Raw genomic sequence first — 17498 nt, forward strand, 5'->3', positions numbered from 1 at the left:
TCGCGGGTGATGGCACCGGCCGGGCCATTCGGAGGCGGACCGTGGATGGCATTCGAATCGTTGAAGATGAAGTCCGGGAGCTGATCCGGCGGCAGGGCCTTGACCCCGCGCTGCAGGGAACCGAGATCAGGCGCCTGGTCGATGATGCCGTGCGCGATTACGACGAGCGTTCTATGCTTGGTTCGCTGCCGATGTTGACCGACCCGATGACAGCACGACGCAGGATCTTTGACGCGGTTGCGGGGCTCGGGGCGCTGCAACCGTTGCTCGATGACCCGGAAGTCGAGGAAATCTGGATCAACGGGCCCAGCGAGGTCTATTCGGCCAGATCGGGTGTTTCGGAGCTAACCTCGATCCGTCTCGAAGAGGTCGAGGTGCGCAACCTCGTCGAACGCATGCTGAAGGCATCGGGCCGCAGACTGGATCTCTCCCAGCCCTTCGTCGACTGTCAACTGTCCGACGGATCGCGCCTGCATGTGGTGATCCCAGATATCACACGTCGACATTGGGCGGTGAATATTCGCAAGTTCGTTGCCCGTGCCAGCAAGCTGGAACATCTCGTGGATCTCGGTTCGATCAGCCGTGGCGCCGCCCATTATCTGGACATGGCAGTCGGGGCCGGTCTGAACGTTCTGATTTCGGGGGCGACGCACGCGGGAAAGACCACGATGCTCAACTGCCTGTCGGGATCCATTGGGCCGCGGGAACGGGTGGTCACCATCGAGGAGATCTTCGAGTTGAAGATCCCGCTGCGTGACGTGGTCGGGCTCCAATGCCGTCAGCCGAACCTAGAGGGCCAAGGAGAAATTAACATGCGCCGGCTCGTCAAGGAGGCCCTGAGGATGCGCCCGGATCGATTGATCGTCGGCGAGGTACGCGAGGCGGAGGCACTGGACATGCTGATCGCGCTGAACGCCGGTATGCCTGGGCTATGTACCATCCACGCAAATGACGCCCGATCTGCAGTTACGAAAATTTGCACGTTGCCGCTGCTCGCCGGGGAAAACATCTCCTCGAGTTTCGTGGTGCCCACTGTGGCCGCCTGCATCGACCTAGTGGTCCATTGCTCGCGTACCCCCGACGGGCACCGGTACGTCTCCGAAATACTGGCCCTGGGCCGACGTGTGGAGAACGGGGCCATTGAAACGAACTGTGTATTTGCCATGGAAGGCGGGGAATTGGTGCTGCAGCAGGCGGCTGACCTGTCCCATGGAAAATTCATTGCTGCGGGGATCGACGTAGCGGCCCTGGGGAGGGCAGTGGCGTGAGTCTGCTGCTGGGTCTGGGCCTCGGGATGGGACTGTTTCTGGTGTGGGAGTCCTGTTGGAGCCGGCCGGCCATCGACCGACGTCCGCGGCAGGGACGCCTGGAACTGCTGCTGGTGCACGCCGGCATGGAGAAGATCAGCCGCGGAGGCTTCGTCTATGCCACAGCGACAAGCGCGGTGCTGGCAGGGCTGTTGGTCCTGATCCTGACCGGGGCACCGCTGATCGCGGCGACGTTTGCACTGTTTGGTGCACTGCTCCCGCTCACGGTCATCCGATGGCGGGCGAGGAAACGAACAGCGGATCTTCGCGAGCAATGGCCCGATGTGGTCGATCACCTGCGCTCGGCGATCAGGGCGGGTCTCTCGCTGCCAGAAGCGCTCGTCCAACTCGGACAACTCGGCCCCGAGTCGTTGCGTCCGGCATTTGTAGAATTCGCCCTTGACTACCGTGCCACAGCTCGATTCGAGGAATCCGTCGAACGACTGAGATTACGCCTGGCCGACCCGGTATCGGACAAGATCATCGCCGCACTGCTCATCACTCGGGAGGTCGGCGGTTCGGACTTGGGTGAAATGCTCGGGACGCTCTCCTCATTCTTGCGCGACAGTGCCCGCACCCGCGGTGAACTCGAGGCCCGCCAGTCATGGACGGTCAGTGCAGCCCGGCTGGCAATCGCCGCGCCATGGGTCATCCTGTTGTTGCTGGCAAGCCAACCGGCAGCGGTGCGGGCCTACTCGTCTGTCGCCGGATCGCTAGTGCTGCTCTCCGGCTTGGCCATCTCCGTGATCTGCTATCGCGCCATGCTCAGCATCGGAACCCTGCCGACCGAAGAACGAGTCATTCGGTGAGCCCCGTGGTGGCGTTATCCCTGGTGACGGGTCTGGGGCTCGGCCTCGGACTGTGGCTGATCCTAGTCAGGCTGCCGATAATGCGCAGAGTGTCCTTTTCCGAGCGCATGGCTCCATATCTGCGCAGCGGACGCGTCGACTCCCGGTTGCTGAACGAACCACTGTCCGCCCAGACGCCGTTCGGACCCTTGGGTCGCATCCTGGCGCCTGTGCTCGGCGACGTGGTCAAACGGATCAACAGGTACAACCCGACCAGTGAGTCTCTTGCCCGCCGCCTCCGGCGCGCCGGGCTTGAGCTGAGCGCCTCCGATTTCCGGGCCAGGCAGCTGATCTGGGCCGCGGTTTCCGCGTTTTGCTGTTCGGTGCTCATTGGCCTCGGCATCGCTGCGGGCAACTTCAACCCGACCCTAGCCGTCGTCCTTTTGATCGGTTCATGTTTGGGCGGATATCTGCTGCGCGACTGGTGGCTGGGGGAGCAGATCACCCGGCGCTCCCGGCGCATCCTTGCCCAATTCCCCACGATCGCAGAACTCATGGCGCTGGCCGTCGGTGCGGGGGAGAGCACGCTAGGCGCGGTGGAGCGCGTTTGCCGGATCTCCAGAGGGGATCTGCGCGATGAATTCGCTGCAACCTTGGCCGATGTACGTTCGGGGAGATCGCTGGTTGCCGCGATGCAGGGCATGTCCGACAGAGTCCGGTTGACCGCCATGACCCGCTTCGTCGACGCAATTGTCGTGGCCACTGAGCGGGGAACCCCGATCGCAGCAGTCATGCGTGCCCAAGCACAGGACGTGCGCGATACGGCCAAGCGGGAACTGATGGAGACAGCCGGGCGGAAGGAGATTTCGATGATGGTTCCGGTGGTGTTCGGGATCCTGCCACTAACCATCGTTTTTGCGGTTTTCCCGGGAATTTCGCTGATCGACATGAACTACTAGGTGACATGAATGCCTGGAACACAGACCGAATGGATGCAAGCAAAGCAAGTGGAAGGAACGAGGATGAACAAGCTGGGATTACGTGAGTTGGGTACGACTGCGATATTGCTCTGCTCGGCCCGAATCGTTGGGCTGGTGGAGCGGATCAAGCGCGATGAACGGGGAGACGTGCCGGGGTGGGTCATGATCACCCTCATGTCGGCAGTCCTGGTAGCCGCACTGCTGGCCATCGCCGGGCCGCGGCTCGAGGGCCTGTTCAACCAAGCCATCAACAGGGTCTCCGGACTGGACTGAACCGGGCATGGAGCAGATGGGTCAACAGGCACCGCCTGGTCGGAGGGGCGGTACCAGACGCGGAGACATCGAACAGGGTTCGGCCATCGCGGAGTTCGTGATGGTTTCAGGGCTGTTGCTTGCCGTCTTCGCCTCGGTGCTGCAGCTGACCCTGGTGCTGCATGTGCGCAATACGTTGCTCGACGCGGCTGCTACCGGCGCCCGCTACGGGACGCTGGCCGACCGCGGCCCCGGTGACGGGGCCCAACTGACCCGGGAGTTGGTCTCCAGCGCGCTCAGTCCCCGCTTTGCGTCAGATGTGCGGGCGGTCAGCCGCGAGATCGGCGGGCGGCAGGGGCTGGAAATATCCATCAATACCGGACTTCCACTCGTCGGTTTTTTCGCCCTGGGAGCCGAATTGCGCGTCACTGGAGAGGCAGTGCGCTATGGCGGAGGATGAGCCGGGGACTCCGGCGGGAGAATCAGGTTCGGCGATGATCGAGTTCGTATTCCTTGTCCTGTTACTTCTGGTGCCGCTGGTCTATCTGGTTGTAGCCTCATCCCAGCTCCAGGCCGCAAGCTATGCGGCTGTCGGGGCTGCAGATCATGCGGCAAAGGTCTTCGTTTCCGCATCCAACCCCACCGCGGGCAAGGCTGCCGCTCAGGACGCCATAGCGGTGGCCCTGGGAAACATGGGCATTGCTGCATCGCGGGCTGAGGTCGACTACTTCTGCTCAGCAACCTGCCTGAGCCCCGGCAGCACGGTGACCGTCAGCGTGCGCATCGCCACCGTGCTCCCCTTCCTGCCCGATGGTGTCGCGCTGAACACGGGATACGTCGGCGCCACTGCTACGCATCGGATCGACCGGTTCGGATGAGCAAGGAGAAAGGGGCGCCATCGGGCATCGAATCGGGGCAAGCGACGGTGCTGATCATAGGCATGATCGCGATTTGCCTGCTGGCCATCAGCGCCACTCTGGCCGCCACGGCGGTGAACTCCGCTTCCCGGGCCCTGCTTGCCGTTGCGGATGGGGCGGTGGCAGCCGCCGCGGACAGTTACACGCTGAGCACCGTCGGCCGGTCCCCGGCCAGGCTGCGGCTGAGCCCGGTCGACGTGCACAATGCAGCATCCGATTATCTCGCCGATACCGGGGCAGGCGAACGGTTTGCCGCGCTGCGGATCACTGATGCGACGGTCGACCCGGACGGGATCACCGCGCGCCTGTCACTAGGGGCAACCGTCCACCCGCCCATCGTCGGATGGTTCGTCCCCTCTGGGGTGGGGATTACGGTCGACGTCCGCGCCCGCACCGTCCTGACGCGCTAATGCCGTAGGCTGGAGACACCATGGCTTCTACTGACTTTCCCGCCGAAATCCGTTCGCTCCGTAACACCTTCCAGACCATCGAGAAGGTCTCCGACGTGGAGCGCATCCGCGCCGACATTGAAATGCTGTCCGAGGAGGCCGGCGTCCCCGACCTCTGGGACAACCCCGCCGCGGCACAGGTTGTCACCTCGAAACTCTCGCATCGGCAGTCCGAGCTCGAAAGACTGGAATCCATCGGTTCGCGCATCGAAGACCTCGAGGTGCTGGTGGAGCTGGCCGCCGATGAGGGCGACGCCGATTCTCTGGCGGAGGCGGAAAAGGAGCTCGTCTCCGTCCGCAAGGCGCTCGCCGACTTGGAAGTCGTCACTCTGCTCTCGGGCGAATACGATTCCCGCGAGGCCGTGGTGACCATTCGTTCCGGTGCCGGCGGCGTCGATGCGGCGGACTTTGCCGAAATGCTGTTGCGCATGTACCTGCGCTGGGCCGAAAAGCGCGGTTACCCCACCAGGGTCATGGACACCTCCTATGCCGAAGAAGCCGGGCTGAAGTCCGCCACGTTCGAGGTCAACGCGCCCTACGCATTTGGCACCCTATCCGTCGAGGCGGGCACCCACCGGCTCGTGCGGATCAGCCCGTTCGACAACCAGGGCCGCCGCCAGACCTCGTTCGCCGCTGTCGAGGTCATCCCACTGATTGAACAGAACGACTCGGTGGAGATCCCCGAAAACGAGATCAAGGTCGATGTCTTCCGTTCCTCGGGCCCCGGGGGCCAGTCGGTGAACACCACCGACTCCGCCGTGCGCATGACTCACATCCCCACGGGCATCGTGGTCTCGATGCAGAACGAGAAGTCGCAGATTCAGAACCGTGCCGCCGCACTGCGTGTGCTGCAGTCCCGCCTGCTGCTGGTCCGCAAGGAGGAGCAAGACGCGAAGAAGAAGGCACTCGCAGGTGACGTGAAGGCGTCGTGGGGCGATCAGATGCGCTCCTACGTGCTGAATCCATACCAGATGGTCAAGGACCTGCGCACCGAACACGAGGTCGGAAACACGTCGGCCGTGCTCGACGGTGAAATTGACGACTTCATCAACGCCGGCATCCGCTGGCGCGCCGAGGGCCGCCGGGCCTAACCTCCCGGCATTGTTGCGTCCACCGACTTCCAAGGCTTCTCACAGGTTGTCAGACACGCTGCGTAAGTGCCGTTACCCGGGCCCCGATGCCCGATAGGCTGAAACAGCCGATGCAGCACCACCCCCACTCCCGAACCAAGTCCCGAATCCGCCACCGCATGCCGGTGGTTATTCGGGCGGAACCGTGATGATTAGATTCGAGCACGTCACCAAGGTCTACGATGCGAAGACCCGTCCCGGTCTCGATGACATCGACATCGAGATCAACCGCGGCGACTTCGCCTTCCTTGTCGGGGCCTCCGGCTCCGGAAAGTCCACCTTCTTGCGTCTGGTCCTGCGTGAAATCACCGCGACCAACGGATCCGTCCACGTCGCGGGTCAGAATGTCGCCCGGATTCCATCTTGGCGTGTGCCCAAGCTGCGCCGCGGCCTCGGTGTGGTTTTTCAGGACTTCCGACTGCTGCCCAACAAGAACGTTTTCGAGAATGTCGCCTTCGCGCTGCAGGTCATCGGTACCAACCGCAGCGTGATCCGCGAGCAGGTCCCGGAGACCCTCAGGCTGGTCGGTCTCGAGGGCAAGGGCAAGCGGATGCCCCACGAGCTTTCCGGCGGAGAGCAGCAGCGCGTGGGCATTGCCCGGGCCATCGTGAACAAGCCAGCCATCCTGCTGGCCGATGAGCCCACCGGCAACCTGGACCCCGCCACGAGCGTCGAGATCATGAACGTGTTGGACAGGATCAATCAGAACGGCACCACGGTCCTCATGGCCACGCACGACAACGACATCGTGAACACCATGCGCCGCCGGGTCATTGAACTCTCCGCCGGAAAAATCGTGCGTGACGAGGTCGCCGGCGAATACACCACGATGATTCCGATCATCAACCAGGACGGCAGCCGTCAATTGCGCAAGGCAAACCCCAAGGACCAGGCAATCGCCCCCTTCGATCCGGAAGATGAAGCACTGTGAGGCTTGGATTCATCCTGCGCGAGGTCGGCTCCGGCCTTCGCCGTAACCTTTCCATGGTCATCTCCGTGGTGCTCGTGACCTTCGTTTCGCTGACGTTCGTCGGTGCGGCGGGCCTGCTCCAATTGCAGATCACGCAGATGAAGGGCTTTTGGTATGACAAGGTTCAGGTGGCAGTGTTCCTGTGTGACGAGAACTCCGCGTCGGTGACCTGTGCCGACGGCAAGGTCACCGACACCCAGCGCGGGGAGATCAAATCGGCCTTGGACTCGGATGTACTCAAGCCGTATGTGGATACCTACGACTACGAGTCGAAGGATCAAGCGTTGGCGCACTTCCGCGAGCAGTTCCAGAACTCGCCGATCGTCGACAGTGTGACGGCCGACCAGCTGCCCGAGTCCTTCCGCGTCTCGCTGCTGGACCCGGAAAAGTACGGCGTGGTCAACGAGGTCTTCTCGTCGATGAAGGGCGTTGACGTGGTTGTCGACCAGCGTGAATTGCTGGAAACAGTCTTCTCGATGATTAATATCGCCTCCTATGTGGCATTGGGCATCGCCGGGGTGATGATTGTGTGCGCTGTGCTGCTGATCGCCACCACAATCCGGTTGTCCGCGTATAGCAGGCGCTTGGAAACGGGCATCATGCGCCTTGTTGGCGCGTCTAAGACTGCCATCCAACTACCGTTCGTGCTTGAGGGCGTCATCGCCGGTTTGATCGGCGCTGTGCTGGCGTCGGGCGTCTTATGGGCGATGACGGAATTTCTCATCGACGGCAAATTGGCCAAGGACTATCCCGACACGGCGTTCATTTCCACCGGTGAGATTTTCCTGATCGCACCCGGGTTGTTGCTGCTGGGAGCGGTATTGGCTGGTGTATCGTCGATCGTGACCTTACGGCGTTACTTGAAGGTTTAGTGGCGCCGGTCCCCGGATCGGCTTCGAAGTAGTGAACTCATAGATGAGGGAGTACCCGTTGGGTGAAGGTTATTGGTGCCGCATGGGCCGGTCCGGAGTGGCTGGAGCCATGGCTGCAGCCTTGGTCATGTCCATGGCATCGGGCGCAGCCGCGGACGAACTCGATGACCGCAAGACGGCCATTGAGAAGAACCTCGAGACCTTCGAAGAGGACCTGGACTTCCTGGACGACGACATCGTCCAGACCGGAGCCAAGCTACAGGAATTCCAGGCCCAGCTGCCCGCTGCCCAGAAGGCCCTGGCCGAGGCCCAGGGGCGCGTCCAGCGTGCCTCCGACGAGGTAACCGATCTCGGGCGCCGGCTCCAGGGTGCCAAGGACTCCCGCGATGGGATCCTGCTTCAGATGGCCAAGGACAAGGTCGCCGCCGATGAGTCCCGCAAGATTATCGGTCAGATTGCCACCCAGGCATACAAACAGGGCGGCTTGTCGAGCAACCTGAGCTTGATCCTGGGCGCCGGCGCCGACGGAAACTTGGCCACCGGCATGGATCTGGCAGACCAGGCCATGCGTAGCCAGAACGCCGTCTTGGGCAAGCTCTCGCAAAAGGGAGCCACCGACGCGAACTCGCAGCTACGTCTCGGGGCCGTCGAGGAGGATATCTCCGGACTCAAGGGAATGGCTGATGCCGCCTTGGCGCGCGAGCAGGTCGAGCGTGACGATGCCGAAGCCAAGAAGACGGCCGTCGACGGACTGATCTCCCAAACCGAGTCGCTTAGCGCCAAGTTGCTGGCGGAACGGCCGCGGATCCAGCAAAAACTCGATGCCCAGCAGGCCGATTACGACAAGGTCAATCTGGACATCAAGAAGCGCCAGGACAGGCTGATTGCCGAAGCCGCCGCCAAGAAGCTGCGAGAAGAAGCTGCGGAAGCCAAGCGCGTGGCAGCTGCCAAGATCGCATGGGAGCGTGCCCAAGCGAAGAAGGCCGCCGAAGCAAAGCGGATTGCCGATGCGGCGAACCGGAAGAAGGCCCCCTCCGAGAAAAAGGTCGCCAGCACATACAAGAAGCCTACTTATGTGCCGCCGGTGCCAGTGGCTAAGCCCGAGCGTAGTTCGTGGGGCCTGATCAAGCCCGTCGCCGGTGGGCGCCAGACTTCGAGCTACGGATGGCGTCCGACGCCTGCCGGCACCATCGACTACGGTGGGCGCGGTGGCTACGTGCACGCAGGTGTCGACTGGGGCTTCGGCGGCGTGTGCGGTGCCCCGGTCATGGCTGCAGCCGACGGCGAGGTCTGGGTTGCCGGGTTCAGCGGAACCTCGGGCAATAAGGTCACCATCAGCCATGGCGTGGTGCGGGGCAAGGCCCTGGCTACGAACTACCACCACATGCGAAGCATCACGGTGTCAGTCGGCCAGCATGTCCGCCAAGGCCAGATCATCGGATATGTCGGTACCACCGGAAACTCCACCGGCTGCCACATGCACTTTGAGACAGTGGTCAATGGGTCGACGGTAAATCCGCTGGGCCTGCTGTAGCGGTAGGCTAGTACTTTCGATCAATTCAGCATCGGGCAAGAGAGGATTCCCCATGGCCAAGGACAAAGACACCGGCGAAAAAGTGGTTGCCACCAACCGCAAGGCTCGGCATGACTATGAAATCCTCGACACTTACGAGGCCGGCATGGTGCTCAGCGGTACCGAGGTGAAGTCATTGCGCGAGGGCAAAGCCTCGTTGGTGGACGGTTTCGCTATCTTCTACCGTGACGAGCTCTACCTGGAAAACGTCTACATTCCCGAATACCTGAACGGCTCCTGGACGAACCATGCGGCCCGGCGCCGGCGCAAGCTGTTGCTGCATCGTCAGGAACTCACGAAGATTTCACGCAAGATCATGGAATCCGGCTTCAGCATCGTACCGCTGCGTCTGTACTTCAAGGGCGGACGGGCCAAGGTCGAGATCGGCATTGGCCGGGGCAAGAAGGACTACGACAAGCGCCAGTCGTTGCGCGAGCAGCAGGATAACCGCGAGGCATTGCGGGTGATGCGCGACCGCAACCGCGGAGTGCGCGACTAACCATCTACGGGTGTGCGGAATACACGGATGCACATTTGGGTTACTATAGGTATCTGCGGTCTTGATCGCAGGTGTTGGGGAGGCGTAAGCCGCCCATTGACAACAAAATACGGGGATGATCGGTTTCGACGGTGTGAGTCGCGACATGTGAAGCGGGCCGAGGATGCAAAGTTATCTCGTAAACGCTCTTTGCAAAACAATAAGTGCCGACTCAAAGCGCACTGACTTCGCTCTCGCTGCCTAAGCAGCCAGACCAGTCCGTTAGCCAGGGGATGCTATCGCCCCTGATCCTAACGTCATTTAGATAGCCACTGCGGGAAGTCAACGTTACCGGGACGACTCGCATAATTTAGGTAACTGTGCCCGGATCAGCTGCTTGTTTGCATGACGGCTGGGGCAGAGAAATTCCAACGCAAACTGCGCCCGGAGAAGACCTGGCAACACCACATCGGACGGGAGTTCAATTCTCCCCATCTCCACTTAAAAGCCCCCGGCGATGCCGGGGGCTTTTTTGCTATTCTGGCTCAGGGCTCTAGAAGGCGTGACCGGTCCAGAAATAGGCTAAGAGCCGGGTTGAACCGTTCCATGCATAGAATGGAAACAAGACATAGCACCGGCGAGGTGAAGCAATCGCTCCGACCCGAGCATTGAGTAAGGCAGGCATGAAAAAGAAGCTGCGCGGGAAAACACAGGGTATGAAGCAGGCCGTTGGCAGTAGGCCGGAAGCTGCCAAGATAAAGCCCGGTGTGCCAGTATCCTCGGAATCAACTGGTTCACAGAAGATCCCCTCGACCTCACAGCCGTTCCCCGAAGAAGTCACGCTGAAGACGACGAAAGATGAAGCGGGACCCACGGAGGGGGCGTCTGGGGCCGGTGATGCCGATGCAGGCGGGATCCTGGAGCATAAGCCGAGATCATCTCCAGGAAACGTTGGTGCCGGTAAACCTCAGGCTGGTTCCAACGCGAGCCTAACCTCGGAAGAGTCGAAGACCGGCTTGGTGGCGGAGGCGCCTAGTGGTGTGACCGCGGCCCGAGTCGATGTTGCCAATTCAGGCAAGCCTCGCATTGATGCAAATATCGATTTGCCGGTATCGCTCTCCTCGGCTGAGCCCGTCACCGATAAATCCCCGGGGGTGGGATGGAAGGCATCAGTCGCGGATGTTAAAGCCAAGAAGGAAGCAGGCGATCAGGCCGTTCTGGCCGGCCATGTCGATCAGGAGGAACCGGCCACCGCTTTAACCTTGGAGTCGCAAAATACTGCAGAAGTAGTTGTTGCGACTCCTTCCGAAGTGGAAAAAGTTACCGCGAAGGGAGAACAAGGGGCGGAGCACAGAACCGTCGGCGCCAAGGACCCGATGTTGCATGTACACGCTGAAGGTGGAGTCGTTCCAGCTAATCAGCTCGGAGCCGCATCCAGGTTGCCTGAATCGGCTGTTGATGTGGAAATGGAAACCGTCGATATTTGCGGGAAGACACCTGGAAGGGACGCAGTGGTCGAGTCCGTTGCGCGTTTTACGGATGCCTCTGGGCCAACACATGTCAATGAGCCCAAACCCGCCCCGGAAATGATGATTTCGGAGCGTGTACCTTCCGTGGGCAACGGCTCGGCCTATCGTGCCCTGGCTTTCGTGCTTGAGGTGGCCATGCTGGGCTCCGTAAGTCTTTGGGCTATCAGCGCGTTACCTTTCTCGGTGCTCCTCTCGGTGCTGGTGGTGGCCTTGCCGCTGGTGATCTTCTGGGCTGTGTTCATGTCGCCTCAGGCCCCCATCCGATTGCGCTGGCCAGTCCAACCCATAGTCGCCCATCTGTTGTTCGCCGGGGGAGCCGGGCTGCTCTTTGCTGCGAACCAGCCGACCATTGGTCTGACGATGGGTGCGCTGACGCTGTTCAGTGCGATCCTGACCGTCGTCCAACGAGCGATGCTGCTTGAAACCGGAATTGTTGCTCCTCCTTACCAAAAACCCGCTGGTCGGCGCGCTGCACGCTAGAAAGGGGTCCGGTGGTTCGCTGCAACGTCCATGGCTGTCGGCAATTGCATTCAGTTCCCGGCCACGGATCAGCTAGAGCAGCAAGGCCAGGCCAGCTCCGGCGAATGCAGCGAGTACACCGGCCGCCATAGTTCCCAGGGCATTGATCAAGGCTAGCGTGGTCCTTCGCGATTGAATTAGCCTTACGGTTTCAACACTGGCGGTGCTGAACGTGGTGTACCCGCCCAACAATCCGGTTCCGAGAATCAGGGCAACGGTTGGGGTGAGACAATGGAGCGCGCCAAGCCCCGTAACGAAACCGAGAAGTACCGATCCCGAGACATTGATGAGTATCGTTCCTACTGGGAGCGCTGTACGGAACCTTGCCCTCACCAATCCGTCGATCATGAAACGGAGCCCGGCGCCGAGCCCGCCAGCGAGAGCGAGCAGCAGGACGGTCATTGCTGCCCCCGACTTAAGCCCAGCGGATCGACGTCATGGCCGGGGGGCTGACGATATTGCCTCGCGGCAGCCCAGATTCCGACGAAAGCAGCTCCGGTTCCTAGAAGGAGGCTTGCTCCGAGATACAGAAAAGCCACTAGCCCGCGGCCAGCATCAAATAAATGCATGGCATCTACGGACAGGCTGCTGTAGGTGGTGAATGCTCCCATGAAGCCGGTGCCCACCAGCAGACGGAGGAAACGTCGTCGTCCCGTATCCGGGCCTCGTCGGACCAGGCCCTCGAGTAGTACGCCCAAGAGAAAGGCACCGAAAACGTTGATGATCAAGGTCGGAACGGGCCAACCGTACGGGGCTGGCAGGAGTAATTCCAAACCGTAGCGGGCAGATGCGCCGAAACAACCGCCTGCCATGACCAGCAAAACATAGCCGGGATGCAGATGGATGGGGCGTTGGGGCGGGACCGTGAGAGCGACGTCAATTTCTCTCGGGAGGTGTTCCCGGTCCGGGCCAGGGTCCGCGGGAGAAGGCTTGCCCTGTTCCATCAAAGCCGCTCATGCTCCGGTTGCGGGTCCAGCGGGACGATCATCACCGGACGGGCCTGGTGGTGGGCAAGATGCACGGCAACGGAACCCATTACGAGTTCCTCCAGTAACGCTTCAACCCCGCGTTCGCGGGTGCCCACGAGGATCACGGACGCCTGGACCCTATCCGCCAGGCGGTTCAGGGAACGAGCGGGTTCTCCAGCCTCCGAAACCAAGGCCCAGTCGATGGCAGTGCCTGCCAGCTCGACGTCGATCCTTTGGCGGAGTAGCCCTATAAGGCGATCGCCATCGCCGGGCTCATCGATCCCATCGGGGTCGATGAGGGCCGAAGTATCACCCTTCTCTTTCACGAGATAGCGGCTGGCATCCACATAGACGAAGACGATGCCAACGTTCAGCCCGCTGGCAAGCGCTGCACAGTGGCGAACGACGGCGAGCGGCTGACCCGGCATTATCCCCGCGACAATGGGGCCGGTCATCGGCAGTACACGGGATATTCCTGCTGTCTCGGGAGGAAGCGGGTGCTGTGTCATGGATTCCACTTCCTCTCGGGCAGCAGGGGAAGCCCCTCGGGGAGTCCGGGCCTGCCACTGGCCATTGCCAATGGGTCGATTATACTTGGCCACGCGTTCTCTGCGGGCCGGATCCCCGGAATTGAGATGGGAGCAACCGGATTCAACCACCAGATCCGCAATGACATTGTTTGTGCTTTCCCCGGATCGGTGCGAAACCATCGCGACGGATCTGCCAGTCAGAGCTAAACCAAGCTATCGACTATCTGGCTCAAACTGCCTGCCGGACTTAGCTTGAGCAAAACGGATATTGCCGAAGTATCTCTCTCGTCAACAGCGATTGGTTCCGCTAGAGAAAAGAACTCGTCCTCGCTGATTAGTTGTTCGGCTGCACCCAAGGATGTGACCATGCCCATCCAGAAGGTCGCCTCGTGTTTAGACGGAGCTTTTGGTAGCACGTGCGTAACGATCCGGTAGCACGCGTGTAAGCAACCGGTAGCGCTTCGGGACGTTCAAAGTCAGGATTGCTTTCACCCACGACACCAGGTCGGGGACAGTGAAAGGAAGACTGACGGTAATGGCTGACTACAGACACATCATGGCCCTGCTGGTGCAGGGCCATTCGTACCGACAGGTCCAAGGCAGGGCAGGCTGCTCGCACCGCACGATCGCCAAGGCCAGCCGGGTCCTTGCCGATCAAAAGCTGACCACCCGTGAGCAGATCGACGCGCTCACCGATGAGGACCTCGACCGGCTGTTCGACGACGGCCGCAAGGCCGTGAGCGGTGAGTTCGTCCCCGTCAATGTCGAGGCCGTGGTGAAGGCACGCATCGGTCGGAAGAAGCCACCGTTGAAAGTCTTGTGGGCCCGCTACCTGGACACCGCGCACACAGACTCCGCCCGGTTTTACGGCTATGAGCGGTTCTGCCAGATTATTGCCGAGCACGTCAAGGTCAACGACCTGACCAGCCCGCTGTCCCACGAACCCGGACACACGATGCAGGTCGACTGGGCCGGCACCAAGATGCAGCTGACCGATCCGATCACCCAGGAAACCACGAAGGTCTCGCTCTTCGTGGCGTCCTTACCGTATTCGGGAATGATCTTCGCCTACGGGTCCCTGGATGAGAAGCTTCCCGCCTGGTGCCAGCTGCACCGGAAGGCCTTTGAATACTTTGAGGGTGTCAGCCAGCTGGTCATTCCCGATAACGCCTCGACCGCATCGAACCAGATCAGCCGGTATGAAAAGGCCCGGGATGTGAACCAATCCTATGAGGCCTTCCTTGAGTACTATCAAACCGCGGCAGTCCCGACCGGCGCGTATAAGCCGCAGGAGAAAGGCAACGTCGAGGCGGGGGTTAAGGTCTCGACCAATTGGATCATCCACTACCTGCAGGGGCGGCGTTTCGCGGGTCTGGATGAGCTGAACGAGGCCGTGGCCGAACAGGTGGAGATGATCAATGACCGCACGCCCTTTCGCGGGGAGAACCGCTCCCGACGCGATTGGTTCCAGGATGCTGAACGCCACGAACTCATCGGCCTCCCGGCCGAGCCGTGGCAGCAGGTTTACTGGCGCAAGGCGAAAGTCTCCAGGGACTGGCACGTGCAGGTCGACACGGTTAAATATTCGGTTCCGCACCAGCTCGCCGGGCAGATCCTGGACGTGCGGATCGTGGGTGAGCAGGTCACCGTGCTTGCCGGTGGGCTCGTGGTTGCTTCGCACCGGCGTGGTGCGCAGCGTCATTCCTACGTCACCGATCCCGAACATGCGCCGCACGGGTATGAGGACATCTCACTGCTCTGGACCCGTGCCTATTTCATCCGGCAAGCAACAAAGGTCGGCCCCTACACGGTTCAGGCGCTGGCTCGGTTGCTGGATCGGAAAAAGATCGAAGCGCAGGGCTACCGCTCCTGCATGAACATCCTGGCACTGGGCAAGGGCAACAACCGCGCCCTGCTGGAGCAGGCCTGCCATGACCTCTGCGTGCAAGACGAGCGGAACCCTGTCAGTTATACCGCGCTCAAACATCGCATCACCGCCCTGCGGGCGGCCTACGCCGGGCGTCCGGGCGTGAGCGCACCGGCATCGCCGCAGTCCGGCGCGGGGCCGGTGACCGCGGGTGCCAGGGATACCAGCAGCGCCCATCTGGGCGGGATCTCGCAGTTCAGTCTCGAGGCCTTGAGAAGCACCGCCGCAACCGAGGAAACGAAGGAGGAGGACCATGCTTGATCATCATCTGACCGACGATGACATGGGGCTGTTTACCGGGTTGCGGATGACAGCGTTCGGCCAAAGCGTCATCGACATCGCCAACGACTCGGCCTATGACGAATGGACGTTTTCGCGCAAGGTCCGTCATGCACTGGATCAGGAGATCGCGGCCCGGGCCCAGCGTCGGGTGGTGAAGCTGCTCAAGGAATCGAAAACGCCGAACCCTGCTGCCTGTGTTGAAGACATCCACTACCTGCCGGACCGGAGCCTGAACCGGGAGGTCGTGGCACGGCTCGCGTCCTGCCAGTGGATCGAGCACACCACGAACCTGGTGATCCTGGGCAAATCAAGCGTCGGCAAATCGTATTTGGCCCAAGCCCTGGTCAACGCGGCCTGCCGGCACGACTACACGGCTCGCTACTTCCGACTTGATGACCTGGCGAACAAGCTCGCGGTTTATCGTCGGGGTGATGCCGAACGGCTGACGTTCCTGGGCAGCCTGCACGACTGCGATGTTCTGGTCCTGGATGACTTCTTGACCACGCCGATTAGCCCGGAGACCGCGAGCGAACTGCTCAATATCCTGGCGGGGCGCGAACACCGTGGCGCCACGGTGGTGACTTCTCAGTTCGATCCCGAGGACTGGTACAAGTCGCTGCATGATGCGGTGATCGCCGAATCGATCCTCAACCGCATCGTTTCCAGCAGTGAGTTGGTCCAGCTTGATGGGCCCAATATGCGTCGGCGTAAGCATACGGGTCCGGGAGATGAGCCGGTGAGCTGAAGCGATCGGTGCTGGCGCGAGGGCTCGGTGCTACCGGGTCCTCGCACCGGTGCTACCGTTTCGCTCCACATGCGCTACCGAAAGCTCCGTCTATACACGCCTCGTTTCGGCCATGGGATCTACGAGGTTTCGAATTGGGTGGTCATCCCGACATTTCCTGGGGGAGGCGACCAGCTCGACCAGGCGATGGAAATGTCTATTGAAAAGATGCTCTCCGAGCTCGAAGAATGAGTTGGCGACCGGTTCTGCGGCTCGGTCCATGCGCGATGTGCCAGATTGCAGTCCAATGGCTTCGGTTGCCTCGCCGCTCAGGTCTAAGACACTCTTCAGCGTCGGAACGCTTAGGTGCGTCCTCGCCATCAGTGGCCAAACCGATGTTGAATCCTCAGCTGCCGGGGACTGGCGTCGTGAACGCGACAAATCTCCATGCACCATTCAAGCGTTTGCGGATATGTATCTGCACCGACTGGAGCGATCATGAATTCTTGGAGGGCCCAGGCTCGACTGTATGCGCTCCGCCGGTGCTGAGATTAAATGCGGTACGGTAATTAGCCTCGGGCTGCCAGCTGATCGCAAGATCCACGTTTGTGCTTCCAGCCCGGACTGATTCTTGATCCCATCCGAGAAGCGTAGCGCGCTGCCCAGAGGCTCTTGTACGGACCAAGGGCGTTAGCATGGCAAGGTTCCGATCCCGTCCGCTACCCCAGCCAATGTCTCTGCACCCCCTGCCCCGGCCATGCAGGTCCGTCGTCACACAGATTCTTGGCTTCCGGGACACCGGTGGAGCCTCCCTCGGGGACCGAGCGGTCGAACACGAGCCCGCCGATGGAGTGGAGCTTGACCTGAAGGGTCGGAAATCCACGGGAATCAAGGATCGGCCAGGCGCTGACAGGGAAGAGACTAAGTTCGCTCATCGTCTGCTCCTGATTGCTTGGTTGGCGATGGAGGCGTTGAAGAAACGGGTGAGCGGTATACCAGCGTGAACGTGAATCCGCGGCTCTCCGCAGGCTGGCAGGTTCGTGGTGCAGTTTCTAGGCGGCCGGTGCACTGGTTGGGGGAATACGAGCGGCGAGCCGTGGGGAAACTGCGCGGATATGTTCTGCATCGGCCGTTGAAAGGATCGGGAACTTCATTATCGATTGAACCGGTGGCGTGGATCTTAGAATGACAAACATACCTCCCATCAAGTAAAGGCAGGAACCATTAGCCGAAAAGGCGGTTCGGGCCACGAGCGGCTCCGGTGGGATCCATCACCTCTATTGACAGTACAGTCTCTGGCAGC

19 protein-coding genes, 1 other RNA gene, 1 pseudogene and 1 riboswitch are annotated in these 17498 nt (G+C 61.2%); of the genes and pseudogenes, 16 read left to right on the forward strand and 5 right to left on the reverse strand.

What is annotated here, in order from left to right; genetic code table 11:
• The first annotated feature begins 41 nt into the window (after window positions 1-41).
• From E9229_RS12245 to E9229_RS12310, 14 genes are all read left to right on the forward strand, one after another.
• Window positions 42-1268 (forward strand): CpaF family protein, encoded by a 1227-nt coding sequence (locus tag E9229_RS12245; protein ID WP_183512039.1) that lies wholly within the window; start codon window positions 42-44, stop codon window positions 1266-1268.
• Window positions 1265-2116 carry a type II secretion system F family protein gene (locus tag E9229_RS12250; RefSeq protein WP_183511587.1) on the forward strand — a complete coding sequence of 284 codons (852 nt, stop codon included), beginning with the start codon at window positions 1265-1267 and terminating at the stop codon, window positions 2114-2116. Before E9229_RS12245 ends, E9229_RS12250 begins: the two co-directional genes overlap by 4 nt.
• An 80-nt stretch (window positions 2117-2196) precedes the next feature.
• Entirely contained in the window at window positions 2197-3054 is an 858-nt protein-coding gene (locus E9229_RS12255) for a type II secretion system F family protein (protein ID WP_183511588.1), read from the forward strand.
• A 63-nt stretch (window positions 3055-3117) separates the two neighbouring features.
• Complete coding sequence (locus E9229_RS12260) at window positions 3118-3348, forward strand: hypothetical protein (RefSeq protein WP_183511589.1); 231 nt, start codon at window positions 3118-3120, stop codon at window positions 3346-3348.
• A 16-nt stretch (window positions 3349-3364) separates the two neighbouring features.
• Window positions 3365-3787: a TadE family protein gene (locus tag E9229_RS12265; protein ID WP_246380484.1), complete on the forward strand. Its 423-nt coding sequence runs from the start codon at window positions 3365-3367 to the stop codon at window positions 3785-3787.
• Between the two features lie 34 nt (window positions 3788-3821).
• Window positions 3822-4205 carry a hypothetical protein gene (locus tag E9229_RS12270; RefSeq protein ID WP_183511591.1) on the forward strand — a complete coding sequence of 128 codons (384 nt, stop codon included), beginning with the start codon at window positions 3822-3824 and terminating at the stop codon, window positions 4203-4205.
• On the forward strand, window positions 4202-4654 hold the full coding sequence (locus E9229_RS12275; RefSeq protein ID WP_183511592.1) for a hypothetical protein: 453 nt from the start codon (window positions 4202-4204) through the stop codon (window positions 4652-4654). The genes E9229_RS12270 and E9229_RS12275 overlap by 4 nt, the downstream gene beginning before the upstream one ends.
• A 20-nt stretch (window positions 4655-4674) precedes the next feature.
• A complete protein-coding gene (gene prfB / locus E9229_RS12280; protein WP_183511594.1) occupies window positions 4675-5784 on the forward strand; it encodes a peptide chain release factor 2 in 1110 nt (369 codons plus the stop codon).
• Window positions 5785-5971: 187 nt separating this feature from the next.
• Window positions 5972-6754, forward strand: coding sequence for a cell division ATP-binding protein FtsE (gene ftsE, locus E9229_RS12285; protein ID WP_183512040.1), 783 nt, complete (start codon window positions 5972-5974; stop codon window positions 6752-6754).
• Window positions 6751-7665 carry a permease-like cell division protein FtsX gene (ftsX, locus tag E9229_RS12290; protein ID WP_183511595.1) on the forward strand — a complete coding sequence of 305 codons (915 nt, stop codon included), beginning with the start codon at window positions 6751-6753 and terminating at the stop codon, window positions 7663-7665. Before ftsE ends, ftsX begins: the two co-directional genes overlap by 4 nt.
• A 109-nt stretch (window positions 7666-7774) precedes the next feature.
• A complete protein-coding gene (locus E9229_RS12295; protein WP_246380485.1) occupies window positions 7775-9199 on the forward strand; it encodes a M23 family metallopeptidase in 1425 nt (474 codons plus the stop codon).
• A 52-nt stretch (window positions 9200-9251) separates the two neighbouring features.
• Window positions 9252-9737 (forward strand): SsrA-binding protein SmpB, encoded by a 486-nt coding sequence (gene smpB, locus E9229_RS12300; protein ID WP_183511597.1) that lies wholly within the window; start codon window positions 9252-9254, stop codon window positions 9735-9737.
• Between the two features lie 111 nt (window positions 9738-9848).
• Window positions 9849-10219: a transfer-messenger RNA gene (ssrA, locus tag E9229_RS12305) on the forward strand.
• A 180-nt stretch (window positions 10220-10399) separates the two neighbouring features.
• A complete protein-coding gene (locus tag E9229_RS12310; protein ID WP_183511598.1) occupies window positions 10400-11725 on the forward strand; it encodes a YrdB family protein in 1326 nt (441 codons plus the stop codon).
• A gap of 72 nt (window positions 11726-11797) precedes the next feature.
• On the opposite strand, the gene crcB is transcribed toward E9229_RS12310, so the two are convergent.
• The 4 genes and pseudogenes from crcB to E9229_RS20085 form a co-directional block, all read right to left on the reverse strand.
• Complete coding sequence (crcB, locus tag E9229_RS12315) at window positions 11798-12166, reverse strand: fluoride efflux transporter CrcB (RefSeq protein ID WP_183511599.1); 369 nt, start codon at window positions 12164-12166, stop codon at window positions 11798-11800.
• Entirely contained in the window at window positions 12163-12708 is a 546-nt protein-coding gene (locus tag E9229_RS12320; RefSeq protein WP_183511601.1) for a fluoride efflux transporter FluC, read from the reverse strand. The genes crcB and E9229_RS12320 overlap by 4 nt, the downstream gene beginning before the upstream one ends.
• Window positions 12708-13187 (reverse strand): universal stress protein, encoded by a 480-nt coding sequence (locus E9229_RS12325; RefSeq protein WP_246380486.1) that lies wholly within the window; start codon window positions 13185-13187, stop codon window positions 12708-12710. Before E9229_RS12325 ends, E9229_RS12320 begins: the two co-directional genes overlap by 1 nt.
• Window positions 13188-13328: 141 nt before the next feature.
• Window positions 13329-13442: pseudogene (locus E9229_RS20085) on the reverse strand (hypothetical protein); the annotation flags it as partial.
• Window positions 13443-13797: 355 nt separating this feature from the next.
• On the opposite strand from E9229_RS20085, the gene istA reads away from it, so the two are divergent.
• Entirely contained in the window at window positions 13798-15450 is a 1653-nt protein-coding gene (gene istA, locus E9229_RS12330) for an IS21 family transposase (protein ID WP_183510647.1), read from the forward strand.
• Window positions 15443-16216, forward strand: a complete 774-nt coding sequence (locus tag E9229_RS12335; protein ID WP_183510337.1) for an ATP-binding protein — start codon at window positions 15443-15445, stop codon at window positions 16214-16216. The genes istA and E9229_RS12335 overlap by 8 nt, the downstream gene beginning before the upstream one ends.
• A 698-nt stretch (window positions 16217-16914) precedes the next feature.
• Here E9229_RS12335 and E9229_RS12340 read toward each other — a convergent pair.
• Entirely contained in the window at window positions 16915-17130 is a 216-nt protein-coding gene (locus tag E9229_RS12340) for a hypothetical protein (protein ID WP_183511603.1), read from the reverse strand.
• A 273-nt stretch (window positions 17131-17403) separates the two neighbouring features.
• A riboswitch (Fluoride riboswitch) is annotated at window positions 17404-17480 on the reverse strand.
• Between the last annotated feature and the right edge of the window lie 18 nt (window positions 17481-17498).

The sequence above is a fragment of the Paeniglutamicibacter cryotolerans genome (genome assembly GCF_014190875.1).
GTDB lineage: Bacteria > Actinomycetota > Actinomycetes > Actinomycetales > Micrococcaceae > Paeniglutamicibacter > Paeniglutamicibacter cryotolerans.

Coding starts and splice junctions, on each gene's coding strand:
- E9229_RS12255 (WP_183511588.1), top strand. CDS start 2,197: ATGCGCAGAGTGTCCTTTTCCGAGCGCATGGCTCCATATCTGCGCAGC.
- E9229_RS12260 (WP_183511589.1), top strand. CDS start 3,118: ATGAACAAGCTGGGATTACGTGAGTTGGGTACGACTGCGATATTGCTC.
- E9229_RS12265 (WP_246380484.1), top strand. CDS start 3,365: ATGGGTCAACAGGCACCGCCTGGTCGGAGGGGCGGTACCAGACGCGGA.
- E9229_RS12270 (WP_183511591.1), top strand. CDS start 3,822: ATGATCGAGTTCGTATTCCTTGTCCTGTTACTTCTGGTGCCGCTGGTC.
- E9229_RS12275 (WP_183511592.1), top strand. CDS start 4,202: ATGAGCAAGGAGAAAGGGGCGCCATCGGGCATCGAATCGGGGCAAGCG.
- prfB (WP_183511594.1), top strand. CDS start 4,675: ATGGCTTCTACTGACTTTCCCGCCGAAATCCGTTCGCTCCGTAACACC.
- ftsE (WP_183512040.1), top strand. CDS start 5,972: ATGATTAGATTCGAGCACGTCACCAAGGTCTACGATGCGAAGACCCGT.
- E9229_RS12295 (WP_246380485.1), top strand. CDS start 7,775: ATGGCTGCAGCCTTGGTCATGTCCATGGCATCGGGCGCAGCCGCGGAC.
- smpB (WP_183511597.1), top strand. CDS start 9,252: ATGGCCAAGGACAAAGACACCGGCGAAAAAGTGGTTGCCACCAACCGC.
- E9229_RS12310 (WP_183511598.1), top strand. CDS start 10,400: ATGAAAAAGAAGCTGCGCGGGAAAACACAGGGTATGAAGCAGGCCGTT.
- crcB (WP_183511599.1), bottom strand. CDS start 12,166: ATGACCGTCCTGCTGCTCGCTCTCGCTGGCGGGCTCGGCGCCGGGCTC.
- E9229_RS12320 (WP_183511601.1), bottom strand. CDS start 12,708: ATGGAACAGGGCAAGCCTTCTCCCGCGGACCCTGGCCCGGACCGGGAA.
- E9229_RS12325 (WP_246380486.1), bottom strand. CDS start 13,187: ATGACCGGCCCCATTGTCGCGGGGATAATGCCGGGTCAGCCGCTCGCC.
- istA (WP_183510647.1), top strand. CDS start 13,798: ATGGCTGACTACAGACACATCATGGCCCTGCTGGTGCAGGGCCATTCG.
- E9229_RS12335 (WP_183510337.1), top strand. CDS start 15,443: ATGCTTGATCATCATCTGACCGACGATGACATGGGGCTGTTTACCGGG.
- E9229_RS12340 (WP_183511603.1), bottom strand. CDS start 17,130: ATGAGCGAACTTAGTCTCTTCCCTGTCAGCGCCTGGCCGATCCTTGAT.